The 19,437-nt window shown below is 64.1% G+C and carries 20 protein-coding genes; 15 read left to right on the top strand and 5 right to left on the bottom strand.

The window, feature by feature from the left end; translation table 11 throughout:
* Window positions 1-124: 124 nt before the first annotated feature.
* The 4 genes from LOY22_RS23520 (at window position 125) to LOY22_RS23505 (ending at window position 4,373) form a co-directional block, all read left to right on the top strand.
* Window positions 125-2,047 carry a sigma-54-dependent Fis family transcriptional regulator gene (locus LOY22_RS23520; RefSeq protein ID WP_258595028.1) on the top strand — a complete coding sequence of 641 codons (1,923 nt, stop codon included), beginning with the start codon at window positions 125-127 and terminating at the stop codon, window positions 2,045-2,047.
* A 66-nt stretch (window positions 2,048-2,113) separates the two neighbouring features.
* Window positions 2,114-3,463: a UDP-N-acetylmuramate:L-alanyl-gamma-D-glutamyl-meso-diaminopimelate ligase gene (gene mpl, locus LOY22_RS23515; RefSeq protein ID WP_258595026.1), complete on the top strand. Its 1,350-nt coding sequence runs from the start codon at window positions 2,114-2,116 to the stop codon at window positions 3,461-3,463.
* Window positions 3,460-4,089 (top strand): flavin prenyltransferase UbiX, encoded by a 630-nt coding sequence (ubiX, locus tag LOY22_RS23510; RefSeq protein WP_045199899.1) that lies wholly within the window; start codon window positions 3,460-3,462, stop codon window positions 4,087-4,089. The genes mpl and ubiX overlap by 4 nt, the downstream gene beginning before the upstream one ends.
* Window positions 4,086-4,373, top strand: a complete 288-nt coding sequence (locus tag LOY22_RS23505) for a YceK/YidQ family lipoprotein (protein WP_093379169.1) — start codon at window positions 4,086-4,088, stop codon at window positions 4,371-4,373. Before ubiX ends, LOY22_RS23505 begins: the two co-directional genes overlap by 4 nt.
* Window positions 4,374-4,441: 68 nt before the next feature.
* Here the strand turns inward: LOY22_RS23505 and LOY22_RS23500 are convergent, their stop codons facing one another.
* The 3 genes from LOY22_RS23500 to LOY22_RS23490 all read right to left on the bottom strand — a co-directional run bounded on the left by LOY22_RS23500 (window position 4,442) and on the right by LOY22_RS23490 (window position 7,387).
* Window positions 4,442-5,083, bottom strand: coding sequence for an oxidoreductase (locus LOY22_RS23500; RefSeq protein ID WP_045199893.1), 642 nt, complete (start codon window positions 5,081-5,083; stop codon window positions 4,442-4,444).
* 26 nt (window positions 5,084-5,109) lie between these two features.
* The gene (locus LOY22_RS23495) at window positions 5,110-6,843 is read right to left on the bottom strand and encodes a C13 family peptidase (RefSeq protein ID WP_093379172.1); all 1,734 of its coding nucleotides are present in this window, start codon (window positions 6,841-6,843) and stop codon (window positions 5,110-5,112) included.
* Between the two features lie 88 nt (window positions 6,844-6,931).
* Entirely contained in the window at window positions 6,932-7,387 is a 456-nt protein-coding gene (locus LOY22_RS23490; protein ID WP_045199890.1) for a MaoC family dehydratase, read from the bottom strand.
* A gap of 158 nt (window positions 7,388-7,545) precedes the next feature.
* Here LOY22_RS23490 and LOY22_RS23485 point away from each other — a divergent pair, with 158 nt between their 5' ends.
* From LOY22_RS23485 to LOY22_RS23475, 3 genes are read left to right on the top strand one after another with little or no spacing between them, the layout of a single operon-like run.
* The gene (locus tag LOY22_RS23485) at window positions 7,546-7,908 is read left to right on the top strand and encodes a CidA/LrgA family protein (RefSeq protein ID WP_045199889.1); all 363 of its coding nucleotides are present in this window, start codon (window positions 7,546-7,548) and stop codon (window positions 7,906-7,908) included.
* A complete protein-coding gene (locus tag LOY22_RS23480) occupies window positions 7,905-8,621 on the top strand; it encodes an LrgB family protein (protein ID WP_045199887.1) in 717 nt (238 codons plus the stop codon). The genes LOY22_RS23485 and LOY22_RS23480 overlap by 4 nt, the downstream gene beginning before the upstream one ends.
* A 9-nt stretch (window positions 8,622-8,630) precedes the next feature.
* Window positions 8,631-9,221 carry an LON peptidase substrate-binding domain-containing protein gene (locus LOY22_RS23475; protein WP_258595023.1) on the top strand — a complete coding sequence of 197 codons (591 nt, stop codon included), beginning with the start codon at window positions 8,631-8,633 and terminating at the stop codon, window positions 9,219-9,221.
* Between the two features lie 4 nt (window positions 9,222-9,225).
* Here the strand turns inward: LOY22_RS23475 and LOY22_RS23470 are convergent, their stop codons facing one another.
* Window positions 9,226-10,542 carry a bifunctional DedA family/phosphatase PAP2 family protein gene (locus LOY22_RS23470; RefSeq protein WP_045199883.1) on the bottom strand — a complete coding sequence of 439 codons (1,317 nt, stop codon included), beginning with the start codon at window positions 10,540-10,542 and terminating at the stop codon, window positions 9,226-9,228.
* Between the two features lie 4 nt (window positions 10,543-10,546).
* Window positions 10,547-11,239 (bottom strand): DNA-3-methyladenine glycosylase, encoded by a 693-nt coding sequence (locus tag LOY22_RS23465; protein ID WP_258595021.1) that lies wholly within the window; start codon window positions 11,237-11,239, stop codon window positions 10,547-10,549.
* A 184-nt stretch (window positions 11,240-11,423) separates the two neighbouring features.
* On the opposite strand from LOY22_RS23465, the gene LOY22_RS23460 reads away from it, so the two are divergent.
* From LOY22_RS23460 to LOY22_RS23425, 8 genes are read left to right on the top strand one after another with little or no spacing between them, the layout of a single operon-like run.
* Window positions 11,424-12,695, top strand: coding sequence for a glutamate-5-semialdehyde dehydrogenase (locus tag LOY22_RS23460; RefSeq protein ID WP_045199881.1), 1,272 nt, complete (start codon window positions 11,424-11,426; stop codon window positions 12,693-12,695).
* Window positions 12,696-12,732: 37 nt separating this feature from the next.
* Complete coding sequence (gene nadD, locus LOY22_RS23455; protein ID WP_050990013.1) at window positions 12,733-13,383, top strand: nicotinate-nucleotide adenylyltransferase; 651 nt, start codon at window positions 12,733-12,735, stop codon at window positions 13,381-13,383.
* Window positions 13,384-13,428: 45 nt separating this feature from the next.
* Window positions 13,429-13,854 carry a ribosome silencing factor gene (gene rsfS, locus LOY22_RS23450; RefSeq protein WP_045199877.1) on the top strand — a complete coding sequence of 142 codons (426 nt, stop codon included), beginning with the start codon at window positions 13,429-13,431 and terminating at the stop codon, window positions 13,852-13,854.
* Between the two features lie 9 nt (window positions 13,855-13,863).
* The gene (gene rlmH / locus LOY22_RS23445) at window positions 13,864-14,331 is read left to right on the top strand and encodes a 23S rRNA (pseudouridine(1915)-N(3))-methyltransferase RlmH (protein ID WP_045199875.1); all 468 of its coding nucleotides are present in this window, start codon (window positions 13,864-13,866) and stop codon (window positions 14,329-14,331) included.
* Between the two features lie 16 nt (window positions 14,332-14,347).
* On the top strand, window positions 14,348-16,237 hold the full coding sequence (gene mrdA / locus LOY22_RS23440; RefSeq protein ID WP_045199872.1) for a penicillin-binding protein 2: 1,890 nt from the start codon (window positions 14,348-14,350) through the stop codon (window positions 16,235-16,237).
* Window positions 16,238-16,275: 38 nt separating this feature from the next.
* Window positions 16,276-17,379 (top strand): rod shape-determining protein RodA, encoded by a 1,104-nt coding sequence (gene rodA, locus LOY22_RS23435; RefSeq protein WP_045200058.1) that lies wholly within the window; start codon window positions 16,276-16,278, stop codon window positions 17,377-17,379.
* Window positions 17,380-17,396: 17 nt separating this feature from the next.
* Window positions 17,397-18,407, top strand: a complete 1,011-nt coding sequence (gene mltB / locus LOY22_RS23430) for a lytic murein transglycosylase B (RefSeq protein WP_045200056.1) — start codon at window positions 17,397-17,399, stop codon at window positions 18,405-18,407.
* Complete coding sequence (locus LOY22_RS23425) at window positions 18,407-19,411, top strand: septal ring lytic transglycosylase RlpA family protein (protein WP_045199870.1); 1,005 nt, start codon at window positions 18,407-18,409, stop codon at window positions 19,409-19,411. Before mltB ends, LOY22_RS23425 begins: the two co-directional genes overlap by 1 nt.
* Window positions 19,412-19,437: the final 26 nt, after the last annotated feature.

The following is a 19,437-nucleotide window of genomic DNA, read 5'->3' as shown; positions in this document are numbered from 1 at the left end:
ACAGCCTGGGTGACACTTTGTACCGTTGCTGACACAAAGCGTGACCCAGCGGTCAAGCCAGCATTGCATTGCGCCGACGGGTGGAGGATGCTGGGCTTATCTCGTCTGCGGAGAACAATAAAAAGTGCAGAGCAATCACCTTAGCCGGCATGCCCGGCAAGTCCTCACCGTGACCCAGGGCAAGGCCCTGGCACAGGGCCCCGGCAGCGATCCGTCGATTGCCCGTTCCTGGCTGCGTTGCCTTGAGGACTATCACCTGGATCCGGCCCAGAGCATGGCCCCGACCGTGCTCGAGCACGGCCGCGTGCTGGAAAGCCGCGAGCGCTTGCAGCAGGTACTGCAGATCGCCGGCAACGAGATGAACAGCCTGCACCAGCAGCTGTCCGGTGCCGGCCATGCGGTGCTGCTCACCGATGCCCGCGGGGTCATCCTCAATTGCGTCACCGCGCCTACCGAACGGCGCATCTTCGAGCGCGCCGGGCTGTGGCTGGGTGCCGACTGGAGCGAGGCACGTGAAGGTACCAACGGCATCGGCACCTGCCTGGTCGAGCGCCAGGCGGTAACCATCCACCAGGATGAGCACTTTCGTGGCCGTCATACCGGCCTGACCTGCTCGGCCAGCCCGGTGTTCGACCCGCACGGCGAGTTGCTGGCGGTGCTCGATGTCTCGTCTGCCCGCGCTGATGTTTCGCGCCAGAGCCAGTTTCACACCATGGCGCTGGTCAACCTCTCGGCGAAGATGATCGAGAGCAGCTACTTTTTGCGCTATTTCGATAACCAGTTCCTCCTGCGCTTTCATCTGCAGGCCGAATCGGTAGGGATGTTCAGCGAAGGGCTGCTGGCCTTTGATGGCGACGGGCGGATCTGCGCGGTCAACCAGAGCGCCTTGAACCTGCTGGGCACCATCCGTGGCGGTGTGCTCGGCAAGCCTGTGGATATGTTCTTCGATTGTGCGCAGGATGAGTTGTTCAGCCGCGCCACTGCCCAGGCCAACACCAGTTGGCCATTACGCACCCGCGATGGCCGGGTATTGTTCGCCAGTCTGCGCGGCCAGGTGCGTTCGCTGCCGCCGGCAGCGGCGCCGTTTGTTGCCCCGGCGAAAACCTCGCAGCCCGGTGGTATCTGCCTGGTCGATCCGGCCCTGCAGAACGATTTTCGCCGGGCCGTTCGTGTGTTCGAACGCGATGTGCCATTGCTGCTGCGCGGCGAGACCGGCTGCGGCAAGGAGGCCTTCGCCAAAGCCGTGCACCAGGCCAGCCAACGCAGCAGCAAGGCGTTTGTTGCGCTTAACTGTGCGTCGATCCCCGAGAGCCTGATCGAGAGCGAGTTGTTCGGCTATCGCGGCGGCAGTTTTACCGGGGCGCGCAAAGAGGGCATGCGCGGCAAGCTGCAGCAGGCCGACGGTGGCACGCTATTGCTCGACGAGATCGGCGACATGCCGCTGGCCCTGCAGACCCGTTTGCTCCGGGTGCTGGAAGACCGCATGGTGGTGCCCATCGGCGGCGAACCGCAGGCCGTCAACGTGCGCATCATCAGCGCCAGCCACCGCAACTTGCTCGAGCGGGTCGAGGATGGCAGTTTCCGCGAAGACCTTTACTACCGTCTCAACGGCCTGGAAATCGATCTGCCGGCCTTGCGCGAGCGCAGCGACAAGTCGCAGTTGCTCGACTTCATCCTGGCCGAAGAGGCCGGTGAGCAAAGCGTAAGCCTCGACCCTGCGGCGCGCCGGGCGTTGCTCGATTTCGCCTGGCCGGGCAACGTGCGCCAGCTGCGCAACGTCCTGCGTACCTTGGTGGCGCTGAGCGAAGAGGGGCACATCGAGTTTGCCGACCTGCCGGCGGTCGTTCGCCAGCCGCCGGCACTTATCAAAAGCTCCTCACCTGTGGATAACCCCGCGCCGCTGCTGGACAGCGCCGAGCGCAACGCCTTGCTGGCAGTGCTGGAGCAGCAGCGCTGGCACATGACCCATGTCGCCGCGCAGTTGGGGGTTAGCCGTAATACCTTGTATCGAAAACTTCGCAAACACGGCATCGCCCGGGACGCCTGAGCGAAACACAGGATGCGATTTGTCGCGCCCTAGGCTACCCTGCCTCGACGTTTTGCGAGGTCGATCATGCACATTCATATTCTCGGTATTTGCGGCACTTTCATGGGTTCGCTGGCCGTGCTGGCCAAGGAGCTTGGACATCGGGTCACCGGCTCCGATGCCAACGTCTACCCACCGATGAGCACCCAGCTTGAAGCCCAGGGCATCGAACTGACCCAGGGCTATGACGCCGCCCAACTGGACCCGGCGCCCGACCTGGTGGTGATCGGCAACGCCCTGTCGCGGGGCAACCCGGCAGTCGAGTACGTACTGAACAAGGGCCTGCCCTACGTGTCGGGCCCGCAGTGGCTGGCCGACCACGTGCTGCAAGGCCGCTGGGTGCTGGCGGTTGCCGGCACCCATGGCAAGACCACCACCAGCAGCATGCTTGCCTGGGTGCTGGAGCACGCCGGCATGAGCCCGGGCTTCCTGATCGGCGGCGTGCCGCAGAATTTCTCGGTCTCGGCGCGCCTGGGCGGCACGCCGTTCTTCGTGGTCGAGGCCGACGAATATGACAGCGCCTTCTTCGACAAGCGCTCGAAGTTCGTGCACTACCGTCCCCGTACCGCGATCCTCAATAACCTTGAGTTCGATCATGCGGATATCTTCCCTGACCTGGCCGCCATCGAGCGACAGTTCCACCACTTGGTGCGAACCATTCCAAGCGAAGGCCTGGTGATCCATCCGACCACCGAGCCGGCCCTTGAGCGCGTGATCAAGATGGGCTGCTGGACGCCGGTGCAGACCACCGGTGAAGGCGGGCAGTGGCAGGTCAAACTGCTCAGCGCCGACGGTTCGCGTTTCGAAGTCAGCTTCGAAGGCGAAACCCAGGGCGTGGTCGAGTGGGAGCTGACCGGCCAGCACAACGTCGCCAACGCCCTGGCTACTTTGGCGGCTGCACGTCATGTCGGCGTGGTACCGGCCATGGGTATTGCCGCATTGTGCGCGTTCAAGAGCGTCAAGCGGCGGATGGAAAAGGTCGCTGAAGTACAGGGCGTGACCATCTATGACGACTTCGCTCACCACCCGACCGCTATCGCCACCACCCTCGATGGCTTGCGCAAACGCATCGGCGATGCTCCGCTGATTGCCGTGATCGAGCCGCGCTCCAACTCGATGAAGCTCGGCGCCCACCGCGATGGCCTGCCCGAGAGCGTCAACGATGCCGACCAGGTGATCTGGTACGCACCGCCGAACCTGGGCTGGGACCTGGCCGCCACCGCCGCCGAATGCAAGGTGCCGGCTGTGGTGGCCGACAGCCTTGAAGCGATCATCGAACGGGTCAAGAGCCAGGCCAAGCCCGGCACTCAGGTGGTGATCATGAGCAATGGCGGCTTCGGCGGCCTGCACGGCAAGCTGGCCGAGGCGCTGAAATGAGCGGGCCGGAACGCATCACCCTGGCCATGACCGGGGCTTCGGGGGCGCAGTATGGGCTGCGCCTGCTCGATTGCCTGGTGCGCGAAGACCGCGAGGTGCATTTTCTGATCTCCAAGGCCGCGCAACTGGTGATGGCCACCGAGACTGATGTGTTGCTGCCGGCCAAACCGCAAGCCATGCAAGCCTTCCTCACCGAGTACACCGGCGCTGCCGCCGGGCAGATCCGCGTGTATGGCAAGGAAGACTGGATGTCGCCGGTCGCCTCGGGCTCTGGCGCGCCGGCGGCGATGGTGGTGGTGCCGTGCTCGACCGGGACCTTGTCGGCGATTGCCACCGGCGCCTGCAACAATCTGATCGAGCGGGCTGCAGACGTGACCCTGAAGGAGCGTCGGCAGTTGATCCTGGTGCCGCGTGAGGCACCGTTCTCGACCATCCACCTGGAGAACATGCTCAAGCTGTCGAACATGGGCGCGGTGATCCTGCCGGCGGCGCCGGGCTTTTATCATCAGCCGCAAACCATCGACGACCTGATCGACTTTGTTGTCGCACGGATCCTCAACCTGCTGAACATTCCCCAGGACATGCTGCCGCGTTGGGGCGAGCATCATCTGGGCGCGGATGAATGAAGCGCCTGCTGGGCGTGATGCTGCTGTGCGTGATGGCTAGCGGTTGCGCCAGCGTGCGCACCCTGGATGCGGCCAAACCGGGGGCGCCGGTGGTATATGCCGGTACGCGCCTGGATCTGTATGCGTTGCAGGGCGGTTGTTGCGCCATTGACCGCTTTGGCGCCGAGGCGCCGAAGTATCCCGGGCTGGACCTGCCGGGCAGTGCCTTGCTTGATACCGTGCTGCTACCGCTGTCGGTATTGACCGCGCTGGGGATTGGCTTTCAGGCGACGGGCGGGTTGTAGCGGCTGGCCTGATCGCGGGGCAAGCCCGCTCCCACACACTCTGTGGGAGCGGGCTTGCCCCGCGATTGCTACTTGCCCAACCGGCGCAATTCATCCGACTCGACAATCCGGATCCCGTCCTGCTCTTCCAGCGCCAAACGCCACAGCGCCCTGGCCAGTTGGCAGGCCTCGATGCCCCGGTACTTGCCCGGGATCAGCTTCGACAGCGGCCCGGCCAAGCGTTCCGACATCCGCGGTTCGATGCGGTCACCCAGCAGCAGCGAAGGCCGGGCGATGGTCAGTTGCGGCCAGTCCTGGGCCTTCAATGCGGCCTCCATTTCGCCTTTGACCCGGTTGTAGAAGATCGGCGATCTGCGGTCGGCGCCCAGGGCGCTGACCACCAGCAGGTGCCGCGCGCCCATCTCCCGGGCGCGCTTGCCGAAGGCGACGACCATGTCCAGGTCGACCGCGCGAAAGGCCGGCTCGGACCCTGCCTGCTTGATCGTGGTGCCCAGGCAGCAGAAGGCGATGTCGACGCGACCTGCCAGTTGCGGGAGGAACACCGCCGGGTCACCCACCGGGTTTTCCAGGTGCGGGTGTTCGGCCAGTGGGCGACGGGTGGGGGCCAATACGCGGCTGACGGTGGGCTCGTTGAGCAGCCGATCAAGTAAGTGTTCACCGGTAAGACCGGTGGCTCCGGCAAGCAGGATGTGCTGAGGCGTCAAGTACATGATGTCTCTCCCTTGATACAGTCAGCTTAGTGGTTGCCAGCATTTTTTGCATGCTCGGCCTGTTGCTTGCCCGCATCACTTTGCAAGGCTTTGCGCGCTTGTTGCTGGCGCAGGCGCTGCCAGTGATCGAGTACGCCCTTGGGTGCCCAGATCTGCGGCTCGGAGGCATCGAAGCCTTCAATGGCCTCGCGCTCGGAGACGCTGGCGCTGGCCCGCTCGAAGGCCTGCTGCAGGTCGTCGGTCTGGTTCAGGGCCTGGGCGAACAGGGCGTCGCCAAAGTAGGTGAAGTCGGCTTCTTCGGAGCAGCCGAACGACACCCGGTCGGCGCGCGAGGCGGTCATGATCAGGGTCCGCTCGTCTTTGAGCGGGGCGATATAGCCACCTGAATAACAGGCCGAGATGACAATGATCTTGTCGCGGTCTTTCAAGGGCGCCAGGGTCGTGGCCAGGGCATCGGCGGGCAGGTCTGCCAGTTGCAGGCGCGGCTGGTCGAGTACCAGTTCGTGCTCGTGGCTGCCGTGGCTGGTCAGGTAGATGAACACCAGGTCTTCCGGGCCGCTGCGTTCGGCCAGGGTGCGCACGGCGCGGGCAAGGTTCTCGCGGGTGGCCATGGGCCGGTCGCTGAGGTGGTCGCGGTGGTTGACCAGGCTGATCTGGCCGACCGCGCCAAAGCGGCTCTTGAGCATGTTGCTGACGTAATCGGCCTCGCGCAGGAACACGCTCTGTTTGCCATCGCCCCCCAGGGCCAGGCTGTAGAGTTCGATGTCCGGGGTCGAGGCCGGCACCTTGGCCAGCGCTTGGTCGAGCAGGCCGCCCTGGTTGAGCAGCGCCAGTTCCAGCGGGTCGGGCAGCAGTTTGCCGTGCTCGTCGCGCACGCGCTGGCCATTGAGCCACTGGCCGCTTTCATTGCGCCCGTCGAGCAGGGTCAGGCGGCCGTTGCCCTGGTAGGTGTCGTTCTCGAAGCCGCCGACATAGACACTGCCGTCCGGCAACTGCAGGCGCCCGTTACCGGAAAACCGCCAGTCGCGAAAATAACCCTTGTAGTGGCTGCCGTCGCTGCCGATCAGCTCGCCCTTGCCGCTGAGCGAGCCGTCCTTGAACTGGCCGATCCACACGTCACCATCAGTGTTTTCGTAACGGCCGCGGCCTTCCAGGCGGTTGTCATGGAAGGCACCGATGTACTGGTCGCCTTCGGCGCTGTTGAAGGTACCGCTGCCTTCGAGCTGGCCGTTGACGAAACGGCCGCTGAACTGGTTGCCGCTGGCGTCGCTGCGGATGCCTTCGCCATTGGGTTTGCCGCGGGCGAACAGGCCCTGGTACTGGCTGCCGTCAGCCAGTTCGAGATGGCCGGCGCCGTGGTACTGGTCGTCCTTGAACTGGCCACGGTAAAGCAGGCCGGGTTCCTTGAGGGTGCCTTCGCCGTCGCGGCGGCCGAGCTTGAACCCACCGGTGTAGCTGCTGCCCGGTGTTTTCAGGGTGCCCAGGCCGTGGAACAGGCCCTGCTGGAACCCGCCGCGGTAGACCTCGCCATTGCTACCATGCCATTCACCCTGGCCATGCCACTGGCCATTGAGGAAGTTGCCCTTGTACCAACTGCCGTTGGGGTAGTCGATGCGCCCGGCACCTTGCAGCAGGCCGTCGACCACCTCGCCCCGATAGCGGCCGCCATCGGGCAGGCGCGCATCGGGCGGCGACAGGGGTTCGCCGTCACCGCAAGCGGCCAGTAGCAGGGTCAGGGCAAGGGGAACGAGTGGGCGCATGGCGGGGTCCGGACAAGTGAGGCCCCGAGTATGCCGTAGAACGCGGGGGGTGAAACAGTCGCCAGGACGGTTTCACCCAGTGCCTGGCTCAGATGAAGCAGAGCGACAGCGGTTCGGCGATGTAGGCAGGTTTTTCCTGGCCTTCGATTTCCAGGGTGGCGGTGACCTTGAGCAGCCACTGTCCGGGTTTCTTCTCGGTCACCTCGGCCAGATCGACCTTGAGCCGCACCTTGCTGTCGACTTTCACCGGCTGGATGAAACGCACGCTGTCCAGGCCATAGTTGACGGCCATTTTCAGGCCTTCAGGCACAACCAGAATGCCTTCCATCAACTTGGGGATCAGCGACAGGGTGAGAAAACCGTGAGCGATGGTGCTGCCAAATGGCGTTTTTGCCGCCTTGTCCGGGTCGACATGGATGAACTGAAAGTCGCCGGTCGCCTCGGCAAACAGGTTGATGCGCTGTTGATCGATGGTCAGCCATTCGGAACGTCCCAGTTCCTTTCCAACGTACTGCGAAAGCTCTGCAACAGGTACATAGGGCATTGTGACTCTCCAGATTGTCTTTGGTTTTGTTATGACTTCGGCAGATTCGAAAGTCTAAGATCAGCACGCCTGCAGGAAGTGGTCAAGTCGGCGAAGATCGGCTTATAGCCCGGTCGTTAGCGTGCTTATAATGGCCGCCAGGCCTCAAGGAGATGCTTATGCTGTTGCGTGGTTTGACCTGGCTGGTGCTGTTCCAGTTGCTCGGAACGGCGATCAATCACCTGGTGGTGCCGATCCTCCCCGGGCCGATCATCGGCCTGCTGTTGCTGCTGGTGTACCTGATGCTGCGTGGCGAGGTGGGCGCGCCCCTGAGCGAGGCGGCCAACAGCCTGCTGCGCTACTTGCCACTGCTGCTGGTGCCGCCGGCGGTGGGGGTAATGGTCTATGCCGCAGATATCGCCGCCGACTTCTGGGCCATCGTCGGCGCCCTGGTGCTGTCGGCGCTGCTCACCCTGGTGTTCGTCGGCGTGCTGATGCACAAGCTGATGGCCCGCCAGGGCAGCCATGAGGAGCAGCCATGAGCCTGGACTGGAGCGGCGCCGTCAACGCCGTCATTCACCATCCGCTGTTTGGCATCGGCATCACCCTGGGCGCCTACCAGCTGGTGCTGGCGGCCTACGAGAAAACCCGCTGGATCTTCCTGCAGCCGGTGCTGGTGTCGATGCTGGTAGTCATTGGCGTACTGCTGGGCTGTGGCCTGACTTACAGCGAATATCGCAAAAGCACCGAGATCATGAACATCCTCCTGGGCCCGGCGACCGTGGCCCTGGCGGTGCCGCTCTATCTCAACCTGCGGCGCATTCGCCAGCTGTTCTGGCCGACCTTTACTACGCTGGTAATCGGAGGGGTGTTCGCCACCGGCGCCTGCCTGTTGCTGGGCTGGTGGTTTGGCGCCGAGCACATGATCCTGATGACCATGGCGCCAAAATCGGTGACCTCGCCGATTGCCATGCTGGTGGCCGAGCAGATTGGCGGCGTGGCCGCGCTGGCGGCGGTGTTCGTGTTGATCACCGGGGTGATCGGGGCGATTTTCGGCCCGGCGCTGCTGTCGCGTTGTGGTGTGCACAGCCCTGAAGCGCGCGGCATGGCTTTAGGCGTGACTGCGCATGCGGTTGGTACTTCGGTAGCGCTGCAGGAAAGTGAAGAATGCGGGGCCTTCGCGGCCCTGGCGATGAGCCTGATGGGGGTTGCCACGGCGGTATTCCTGCCACTGGCGGTTAGCCTGGTTGCTTGAGGAGTTGCAATGACGTTACCCCTGTTTCCGCTCAATACCGTGCTGTTCCCGGGCTGCTTTCTCGATCTGCAGATCTTCGAGGCGCGTTACCTGGACATGATCGGTCGCATCATGAAGCAGGGCGGCGGTTTTGGCGTGGTGTGCATCCTTGAGGGCGAGCAGGTTGGCGCTGCGCCCAGCGGTTTCTCGCAGGTTGGCTGCGAGGCGCTGATTCGCGATTTTCAGCAGCAGGACAACGGCCTGCTGGGGATTCGGGTCGAAGGCACCCGGCGCTTTCGTGTCGGGCCGTTCGAGGTGCAGAAGGACCAGTTGCTGGTCGCTGATGTGTCGTGGCTGCCGGAGCTTGCCGACGAGCCGCTGGAAGATGACCATCACGACTTGCTGGCGCTGCTGCAAGCCCTGGGCGAGCACCCGATGGTCGAGGCGCTGGGCATGCCGGTGACGGTCCACGGCCAGCAGGCCCTGGCCAACCAGCTCGCCTACCTGCTGCCGTTCGTTGATGAAGACAAACTCGACCTGCTGGCCATCGACTCACCGCACAAGCGCCTGGAGGCTATCCAGGCGCTGCTTGACCGGCTGCAAGGCGAGCTGTTCGCCTGATGCCTCAGTACTGGTAGCGCAGCAAGGCGTGCGGCAGCGAGTGCAGGGCGAAGAACGCCAGCAGGGCGACGCAGGCCGGCAGGATCAGCCACCAGACCCGTAGCGGCAGGGCGGTGAGCGGTTGCCGGTATTGGGTCAGGGTCAGGCTGGTAGCGCACACGCAGCAGGCGAGCATGGCGCCGGCGAGGATGTCGGTCGGCCAGTGCGCCCCCAGGTACACCCGTGACAGCGCGATCGCCAGCGCGGGAATGCAGCCCAGCATGATCCAGGTCAGGCGCATGCGCGGCGGCTGCCCGCGCCCGGCCAGCACCGCCAGTACCAGGAAGAACGCAAACGACGCCGAGCTGTGGCCGCTGGGCATGCTGTAGGTGGTCAGCGGATCAGTGAGTACCTCCGGGCGCGCCCGGGCAAACAGCCACTTGAGGCTGCCATTGGCCAGGGCCGTGCCGATCAGGGTGCTGCCGGCGAAAATCGCCGGGCGCCACTGGCGGGCCAGCAATAACAGGCCGGTGAGCAGGCCGCCGAGGAAGAACTGGGTTCGGAAATCGCCGAGGCGGGTGATCAGCACCACCGTGCCGTCGATGGCGCGGCTGCGGTTCTCCTGGATCAGGGTCATCAGGCCCTGGTCGAACTGGGTCAGGTATGGCCAGCCGAGAAACAGCCCGGTCAGGGCCAGCAAGCTCATCCCGGCAATCAGCCGGGTGCCGCGGCGCATGCTGCGCAGGCTGCTGTTGATGCTCAGGCCGACCAGCACCGCCAGGCCGCCCATCACTACCCCAGCCTGTGGCCAGAAGCCTTCCGGCAACGGCAGGCGCATGGCCGCGCCGGTTGCCCAGCCCGGCAGCAGGTAAGCCACTGCCCAACCGGCCCCGGCCAGCAGGCTGACGGCGATAAAACGCGGCAGCGGCATGTCGAACATGCCGGCGACCATGGGCAGCATCGGCCGCAGCGGGCCGATGAAGCGCCCGACTAGCAGGCTGGCGATACCATAGCGCTGAAAGTAGGTTTCGGCGCTGCCGATCCATTCCGGATGGTGGCGCAGCAGCGGCAAGCGGCGGATGTTCTGGTGAAAGCGCCGGCCTAAGGTGTAGGAGATCGCGTCGCCGAGCAAACCACCGGCAAAGCCCAGCAACAGGGTTTCGCCCAGGCTCAAGGCACCGCTGCCGGCCAGTACCGCGACGGCGAACAGCAAAACGGTGCCGGGGACGATAATCCCGGCAATCGCCAGGCATTCCACGCAGGCCACCAGAAAAATCGCTAATCCCAGCCACTGCGGGTTGGCGCTGAGCCAGGTGGTCAGGCTGTCGAGCCATGGGCCCATCGTGTCAGTTTCCTTGTGTCAGTAAAAAGTAGTCCCGGCCTTCGACTTGGCCCCGGCGCAGCGGGTTCCGTGTGCAATGGCGGGCAAAGTCGGCGTCGACGAAACGGTAGGGCAGATGTTCATCGCGGCCGTGGGGAATCCCCAAGCGGGTGGTCTGGATAATTTGTTTCACTTTGATACCGCAGTCCTCGACAAACAGCTGCTCGGCATCAAAGCGTTTGCCGTCCCAGTGCGGCACTTTCAGGCCCAGGGCCTTGCACAGCAGGGTCTGGCCGGCGCACAGGCGTTCGGGCGGGCGCGCCTGGCCGCTGGCGTCAGGGTTGTTCAGTTGCATCTGTGCCAGGCTGTTGTCATCCGACAAGGCATCGACGAAGGGGTAGGCCGATTTGATCAACACCGCATTGCCCGGCCCGTGGGCGCTGAAGTTCAGCGAGTCGCCGCCGCGGGCGTAATACATGTAGATGTGCCCGCCGTCGAGAAACAGCGCCCGGCGTTTTTCGGTGTAGCCGAGCGAAGCGTGGCTGCCCTTGTCGCTGAGGTAGTAGGCCTCGGTCTCGATAATCCGTGCCGCCAGCCAGTACGGACCGTGGCGGTGGCGGATGACCTTGCCCAGCAGGGCCCTGGCCAATACGCCAGCGTCGCGGTCGAAGAAGCTGTCGGGCAGGGCCTTGGGCGGGCAGGGGGCGGAGTCTGGCATGCGGGCAGGTTCGCGGGTGGACAGGTGGGCGATGATAGCAATTTCTGTCTTAACCAACCCTGAATGGCCATTATGAAGCGAGGGGCCGGCACTCTTTTCGACCATCCGCCTGTCACCGCTGGGCGTGGGGCCACACGACAGTTATAATCATCCGATTTTCCCCTTCGCCAAGACCACTGAGCCCATGACTGAGTCCGTTCTTGACTACATGACCCGCCTGGGTCGCGCTGCCCGCGCGGCGTCGCGCGTGATCGGCCGTGCCAGCACTGCGCAAAAGAACCGCGCCCTGCAAGCCGCCGCCAACGCCCTGGACGCTGCCCGCGCCGAGCTGACCGCCGCCAACGAGCTGGACCTCGCTGCTGGCCGCGCCAATGGCCTGGAAGCGGCCATGCTCGAGCGCCTGGCGCTGACCCCGGCACGCATCGACGGCATGATCGTCGGCCTGCGCCAGGTGGCCAGCCTGCCGGACCCGGTCGGCGCGATCCGCGACATGAGCTACCGGCCATCGGGTATCCAGGTCGGCAAGATGCGCGTGCCGCTGGGGGTGATCGGCATCATTTACGAATCGCGTCCGAACGTGACCATCGACGCTGCCAGCCTGTGCCTGAAGTCGGGCAACGCCACCATCCTGCGCGGCGGCTCCGAAGCCATCCACTCAAACCGTGCCATTGCCGCCTGCATCCAGCGCGGCCTGGCCGAGGCCGGCTTGCCGGCGGCGGTGGTGCAAGTGGTCGAAACCACCGATCGCGAGGCGGTCGGCGCATTGATCAGCATGCCGGAGTTCGTCGACGTCATCGTGCCGCGTGGCGGCAAGGGCCTGATCGAGCGCATCAGCCGCGACGCGCGCGTGCCGGTGATCAAGCACCTCGATGGTATCTGCCACGTCTATGTGGCTGAGCACGCCGAGCTGGACAAGGCCCGGCGCATCGCCTTCAACGCCAAGACCTACCGCTACGGCATCTGCGGGGCGATGGAAACCCTGCTGGTCGATCAGTCGGTCGCGGCCGAGTTCCTGCCGGAAATGGCCCGACAATTTCGGGAAAAAGGCGTCGAATTGCGCGGTTGTGAGCGCACGCTGAAAATCATCGAGGCGCTGCCGGCGACCGAAACGGACTGGAACACCGAATACCTCGCGGCGATTCTGTCGATCCGCGTAGTGGACGGTCTGGACCAGGCCATCGAACACATCAATCGCTATGGCTCGCACCATACCGATTCGATCGTCACCGAACACCAGGCGCAGGCTCGCCAGTTCATGGCCGAGGTCGATTCGTCGTCGGTAATGATCAACACCCCGACCTGCTTTGCCGACGGTTTCGAGTACGGTCTGGGCGCGGAGATCGGGATTTCCACCGACAAGCTGCACGCCCGAGGCCCGGTTGGCCTGGAAGGCCTGACCTGCGAAAAATACGTGGTGATCGGCGACGGTCAGCTGCGCGGACAGGAGTCGCTCTGACTTGGCCGAGCGCAAACCGCTCGCCCCAGTCTCGACGATGTCGCCCGCCCGGCGCATCGGCGTGCTCGGCGGGACTTTCGACCCGGTGCACATCGGACACCTGCGCAGTGCGCTGGAGGTCGCCGAAGTGCTGGCGCTCGACGAGCTGCGGCTGATGCCCAACGCCCGCCCGCCGCACCGTGATACGCCGCAAGTGTCGGCCCAGGACCGGCTGGCGATGGTCCAGTGCGCGGTTCAGGGCGTGCCTACGCTGTCGGTCGATGCCCGCGAACTGGCCCGTGACAAGCCGTCGTACACCATCGAAACGCTGGAACTGATGCGTGCTGAAATGGCCGCCTCGGAGCAACTGTTTCTGCTGCTGGGCTGGGACGCGTTCTGCGGCCTGCCCAGTTGGCACCGTTGGGAAGAATTGCTGCAACACTGTCACATCCTGGTGCTGCAACGCCCGGATGCCGACGTCGAGCCGCCGGATGCCTTGCGCAACCTGCTGGCCGCACGTTCGGTCAGTGATCCGCAGGCCCTTGAAGGGCCTGCCGGGAATATTGCATTCGTCTGGCAGACGCCGCTTGCGGTGTCAGCCACGCAGATCCGACAGCTGCTGGCCAGCGGCAAGTCGGTGCGGTTTCTGGTGCCGGACGCAGTACTGGCCTACATCGATGCGCACAACCTTTACCGTGCGCCGAACTGAGGGTGCTGAGAAGCGCCTCATACTATTGAGTTGAATGAGTTTTATATGACCAAGCAAAAACACAACGTCAGCGCCGAAGAGCTGGTCGAACTGACCAAGTCCGCCCTGGAAGACGTCAAGGCCCAGGACATCCAGGTTATCGACGTAAAAGAAAAGCACAGCCTGACCGACTACATGATCATCGCCACCGGTACCTCCAACCGCCAGATCAGCGCGATGCTGGAAAAGGTCCGTGAGCAGGTCAAGGCCAAGGGCGTGCAGCCGTTGGGCGAAGAAGGCAAGGGCGACAGCGACTGGGTACTGCTGGACCTGAATGATGTCATCGTCCACATGATGACTGCCGCTGCCCGTCAGTTCTACGACCTTGAGCGTCTGTGGATGGGTGCCGAGCAGAGCCGTGCCGCCGATGGCAAGCACCACAGCCCGGAAAACACCCACGACTTTGCAGACAAGCTGAAAGATCGGGAATAAGGAAGGCTCGTGCGTCTGCGTCTGATCGCGGTCGGCTCGCGCATGCCCAAGTGGGTCGAGGACGGTTGGCATGAATATGCCAAGCGCCTGCCCGCGGAGCTGTCGCTGGAGCTGGTGGAAATACCGCTCAATACCCGGGGCAAGAATGCCGACGTCGCCCGCCTGATCCGTCAGGAGGGTGAGGCCATGCTTGCCAAGGTCCAGCCAGGGGAACGGATTGTCACCCTGGAGGTCCATGGCAAGCCCTGGAGTACCGAGCAACTGGCGGTCGAGCTGGACCGCTGGCGGCTGGATTCGCGTACCGTCAACTTCATGGTCGGCGGCCCCGAAGGGCTGGCGCCGGAAGTCTGTGCGCGGGCCGAGCAGCGCTGGTCGCTGTCGCCGCTGACACTGCCCCACCCGTTGGTAAGGATACTGATCGGCGAACAGCTGTACCGCGCCTGGACCGTATTGTCCGGGCACCCCTACCACAAATAAGCCTTAAGCCTTTTCAATGTCGCAGCCGATTCGCCTCAAGGATCACGAGAAAGACGCCCGTCTGGTGCGTAGCCGCGTCGTGGTCGGTGCAGTGGCGATCGTCCTGCTGATTTGCGTGTTGATCGCCCGCCTGTATTACCTGCAGGTGATCCAGTACGACTATCACTCGACCCTGTCGGAAAATAACCGGGTGCATGTGCAGCCGATTCCGCCGACTCGCGGGCTGATCTTCGACCGCAACGGGGTGATCGTCGCCGATAACCGGCCAAGCTTCAGCCTGACCATGACCCGTGAGCGCTCCGGCGACTGGCAGCAGGTACTCGATGTGATCGTCGAGGTGCTCGAGCTGACCCCGGACGACCGCACCCTGTTTGAAAAGCGCATGCGCCAGGGCCGCCGGCCGTTCGAGCCGGTGCCGATCCTGTTCGAATTGACCGAAGAGCAGATCGCCCGGGTTGCGGTAAACCAGTTCCGCCTGCCCGGCGTCGAGGTGGTCGCCCAACTGGTGCGCCATTACCCGCAGGGAGCGCACTTTGCTCACTCGGTCGGTTATGTCGGGCGGATCAACGAGAAAGAGCTGAAGACCCTCGACCCGGTCAACTACAGCGGCACCCACCATATCGGCAAGACCGGCATCGAGCGCTTCTACGAGCCGGAACTGCACGGCCAGGTGGGTTACGAAGAGGTTGAGACCAACGCCCGTGGCCGGGTATTGCGGGTGCTCAAGCGCACCGACCCGATCCCCGGCAAAGACATCGTCCTGAGCCTCGACATCAAGCTGCAGGAAGCTGCCGAGGCCGCGCTGGGCGGGCGCCGCGGCGCCATTGTCGCACTCGACCCAAATACCGGCGAAGTACTGGCGATGGTCAGCCAGCCAAGCTTTGACCCCAACCCGTTCGTCACCGGCATCAGCTTCAAGGCCTATGCCGAGCTGCGCGATTCGATCGACCGACCGCTGTTCAACCGCGTGCTGCGTGGCCTGTACCCGCCGGGTTCGACCATCAAGCCGGCAGTGGCCATCGCCGGCCTCGACAGTGGCGTGGTCACCGCCAGCAGCCGGGTGTTCGACCCGGGCTTCTACCAACTGCCCAACTATGACCACAAGTACCGCAACTGGAACCGCAGCGGCGACGGCTGGGTCGACCTCGACCTGGCGATCATGCGCTCCAACGACACCTACTTCTACGACCTGGCGCACAAGATGGGCATCGACCGTCTGTCCAGCTACATGAACAAGTTCGGCCTCGGGCAGAAAGTCTCCCTCGACATGTTCGAGGAGTCCGCCGGCCTGATGCCGACTCGCGAATGGAAGCGCGCCACCCGCCGCCAGGCCTGGTTCCCGGGCGAGACGCTGATCCTCGGTATCGGCCAGGGCTACATGCAGACCACGCCGCTGCAGATGGCCCAGGCCATCGCCCTGATCGCCAGCAAGGGCAAGTGGAACCGTCCGCACCTGGCCAAGACCATCGAAGGCCAGCCACCGGTGGACGAGAACCCGATGGAAGACATCGTCTTGCGTGACAAGTCCGACTGGGCCAGGGTCACCCATGGCATGGAGCAGGTGATGCACAACGCCCGCGGTACCGCCCGCGCCGCCGCCGCCGGTGCCCAGTACCGGATTGCCGGCAAGAGTGGTACCGCCCAGGTGGTAGCGATCAAGCAGGGCGAGAAGTACGACCGCAACAAGGTTCAGGAACGCCACCGCGACCACGCCCTGTTCGTCGGCTTCGCCCCGGCAGAGAACCCGAAGATCGTGGTTTCGGTGATGATCGAAAACGGCGAAGCGGGTGGCCGCGTCGCGGCGCCGGTGATGCGTCAGGTAATGGACGCCTGGTTGCTCGACGAGCATGGCCGGCTCAAATCCGAGTTCGCTCCCGCCACCGTCGTTCAGGAATCGGCCCAGTGAAGAACAATTTCGATCGCATGCTTTCCAGCGAGGACGTAATGCGTCGTCGCGCAAGCTTCCTGCAGCGCATCCATGTCGACGGCCCGTTGCTGATCCTGCTGCTGACCCTGGCTGCCGGCAGCCTGTTCGTGCTCTATTCGGCCAGCGGCAAGAACTGGGACCTGCTGCTCAAGCAAGCCAGTTCGTTCGGCATCGGCCTGGTGTCGATGTTCGTCATTGCCCAGCTCGAACCACGTTTCATGGCGCGCTGGGTGCCCCTTGCCTATGTGGTCGGGGTGATCCTGCTGGTGGTGGTCGACGTTATGGGCCACAACGCCATGGGCGCCACGCGCTGGATCAACATTCCCGGGGTGATCCGCTTCCAGCCCTCGGAGTTCATGAAGATCATCATGCCGGCGACCATCGCCTGGTACCTGGCCAAGCGCTCGCTGCCGCCGCATTTGAAGCACGTGGTGATCAGCCTGATCCTGATCGGCCTGCCGTTCATCCTCATCGTGCGCCAGCCAGACCTGGGTACCGCCTTGCTGATCCTCGCCTCCGGCGCCTTCGTGCTGTTCATGGGCGGCCTGCGCTGGCGCTGGATCCTCAGCGTGGTGGCGGCGGCAGTGCCGGTGGCGGTGGCGATGTGGTTCTTCGTCATGCACGACTACCAGAAACAGCGGGTACTGACCTTTCTCGACCCGGAAAGCGATCCGCTGGGCACCGGCTGGAACATCATCCAGTCGAAAGCGGCGATCGGCTCGGGCGGGGTGTTCGGCAAGGGCTGGCTGCTGGGCACCCAGTCGCACCTGGACTTTCTCCCGGAAAGCCACACCGACTTCATCATCGCCGTGCTTGGCGAGGAGTTCGGCCTGGTCGGCATCTGCGCGCTGCTTTTGATCTACCTGCTGCTGATCGGCCGCGGCCTGGTGATTACCGCCCAGGCCCAGACGCTCTACGGCAAGTTGCTGGCCGGCAGCCTGACCATGACCTTCTTTGTTTATGTGTTCGTCAATATCGGTATGGTCAGCGGCTTGTTGCCCGTGGTGGGGGTGCCGCTGCCCTTCATTAGTTATGGCGGAACTTCGTTGGTGACGCTGCTGTCAGCGTTTGGGGTTTTAATGTCGATCCATACGCATCGCAAATGGATTGCGCAGGTTTGAATAAGGTGAAGAATTACATGCAAGCAATGCGTGGCTGGGCGGCTCGTTGTGCGCCCTGGGTCGGCTTTGTAGGTTTGCTCGGCGGAGCGCAAGGCGCTGCTGCCGGCGACTACGACGGCTCGCCCCAGGTAGCCGAGTTCGTCGGCGAAATGACCCGCGACTACGGTTTTGCCGGTGAGCAACTAATGGGGGTGTTTCGCGAGGTTCAGCGCAAGCAGTCGATCCTTGACGCGATCTCGCGCCCGGCTGAACGGGTAAAACCCTGGAAAGACTACCGGCCAATGTTCCTCACCGACGCCCGGGTCGCCCGCGGCGTCGACTTCTGGCGCCAGCATGAGGCCACCCTGGCCCGCGCCGAACAGGAATACGGCGTGCCGGCCCAGGTGATCGTCTCGATCATCGGCGTTGAAACCTTCTTTGGCCGCAACACCGGCAATTACCGGGTGATTGATGCGCTGTCGACCCTGGGCTTCGATTATCCGCCGCGTGCCGAATTCTTCCGCAAGGAGCTGCGCGAGTACCTGTTGCTGGCCCGTGAAGAGCAGGTTGACCCACTGACCCTCAAGGGCTCCTACGCCGGGGCCATGGGCTTGCCGCAGTTTATGCCGAGCAGCTTTCGCGCCTACGCCGTGGATTTTGACGGCGACGGCCACATCAATATCTGGAACAACCCGGACGATGCCATCGGCAGCGTTGCCAGCTACTTCAAGCGTCATGGCTGGGTAGCCGGCGAACAGGTGGTCAGCCGCGCCACGGTGCGTGGCGAACGCGTCGACGAAGGCCTGAGCCCGGGCATCGACGCGGTCAAGACGGTCGGTGAGTTGCGGGCACTGGGCTGGTCGAGTCATGATGCGCTGCGCGATGATCTGCCGGTCACCGCCTTCCGGCTCGAAGGTGACAACGGCCCGGAATACTGGCTGGGCCTGAAAAACTTCTACGCGATCACTCGCTATAACCGCAGCGTGATGTATGCCATGGCAGTGCATCAGCTCTCGGACCTGCTGGTTCAAGCACGGGGCGCCAAGTAATGCGCGTAATGTTCTCCGCTACATCGCTGAAACTGCTGGGTTGCGCGGCCCTGGGCCTGGTGCTGGTGAGCTGTTCGAGCAGCCGCCCGAGCACCTCCACCCAGGGTAATGCCAATGTCGTGCGGGCCAAGCCCGGCCTGGACATCAACCGGGCCCACAAGGACGGCGCGCCCTGGTGGGACGTCGACGTCTCGAAGATCCCCGACGCGACCCCGACTGTGCACACCGGCAACTACAAGGCCAACCCCTACACCGTGCTGGGCAAGACCTACTTCCCGATCCCCGACTCGCGCAACTACCGCGCCGAGGGCACGGCATCCTGGTACGGCACCAAGTTCCACGGCCAGAACACCGCCAACGGCGAGGTCTATGACCTCTACGGTATGAGCGCGGCGCACAAGACCCTGCCGCTGCCGGCCTACGTCAAGGTTACCAACCTCGACAACCAGCGCAGCGTGATCCTGCGGGTCAACGACCGCGGGCCGTTCTATTCCGACCGCATCATCGACCTGTCGTACGCGGCGGCGAAGAAGCTCGGCTATGCCGAGACCGGCACCGCGCGGGTGCGCGTCGAAGGCATCGACCCGAAACAATGGTGGGCCCAGCGCGGCCAGCCGGCGCCGATGGTCCTCGACCAGCCGCAAGTGGCCCAGACCCAGGCGCTGCCGGCCAGCACCGGCACGGTCGAGCAATGGACGCCACCGCCGCAGCAGCACGCCGCTGCGGTCGTACCCCTGCAAGTCGCCAGCAACAACACGATGGCCAGCAATGGTCTTTACTTGCAGGTCGGCGCTTTTGCCAACCCCGATGCCGCCGAACTGCTGCGCTCCAAGCTCAGCAGCATGGTCAGCGCACCGGTGTTCATCAGTTCGATCGTGCGCAACCAGCAGACCCTGCACCGGGTCCGCCTGGGGCCGATCAACAGCCAGGGTGAAGCCCAGCAGATGCAGGACAGCGTGCGCCTGGCCAATCTGGGGCAGCCCAAAGTCGTCACGGCAGACTGATCGGGGGGACTGATCGGTTTGTCATG

It is taken from the genome of Pseudomonas sp. B21-035 (assembly GCF_024748945.1).
Taxonomy (GTDB): Bacteria; Pseudomonadota; Gammaproteobacteria; order Pseudomonadales; family Pseudomonadaceae; genus Aquipseudomonas.
Note: the sequence above shows the minus strand (reverse complement) of the source record. Positions and strands in the feature narration are given on the sequence as shown.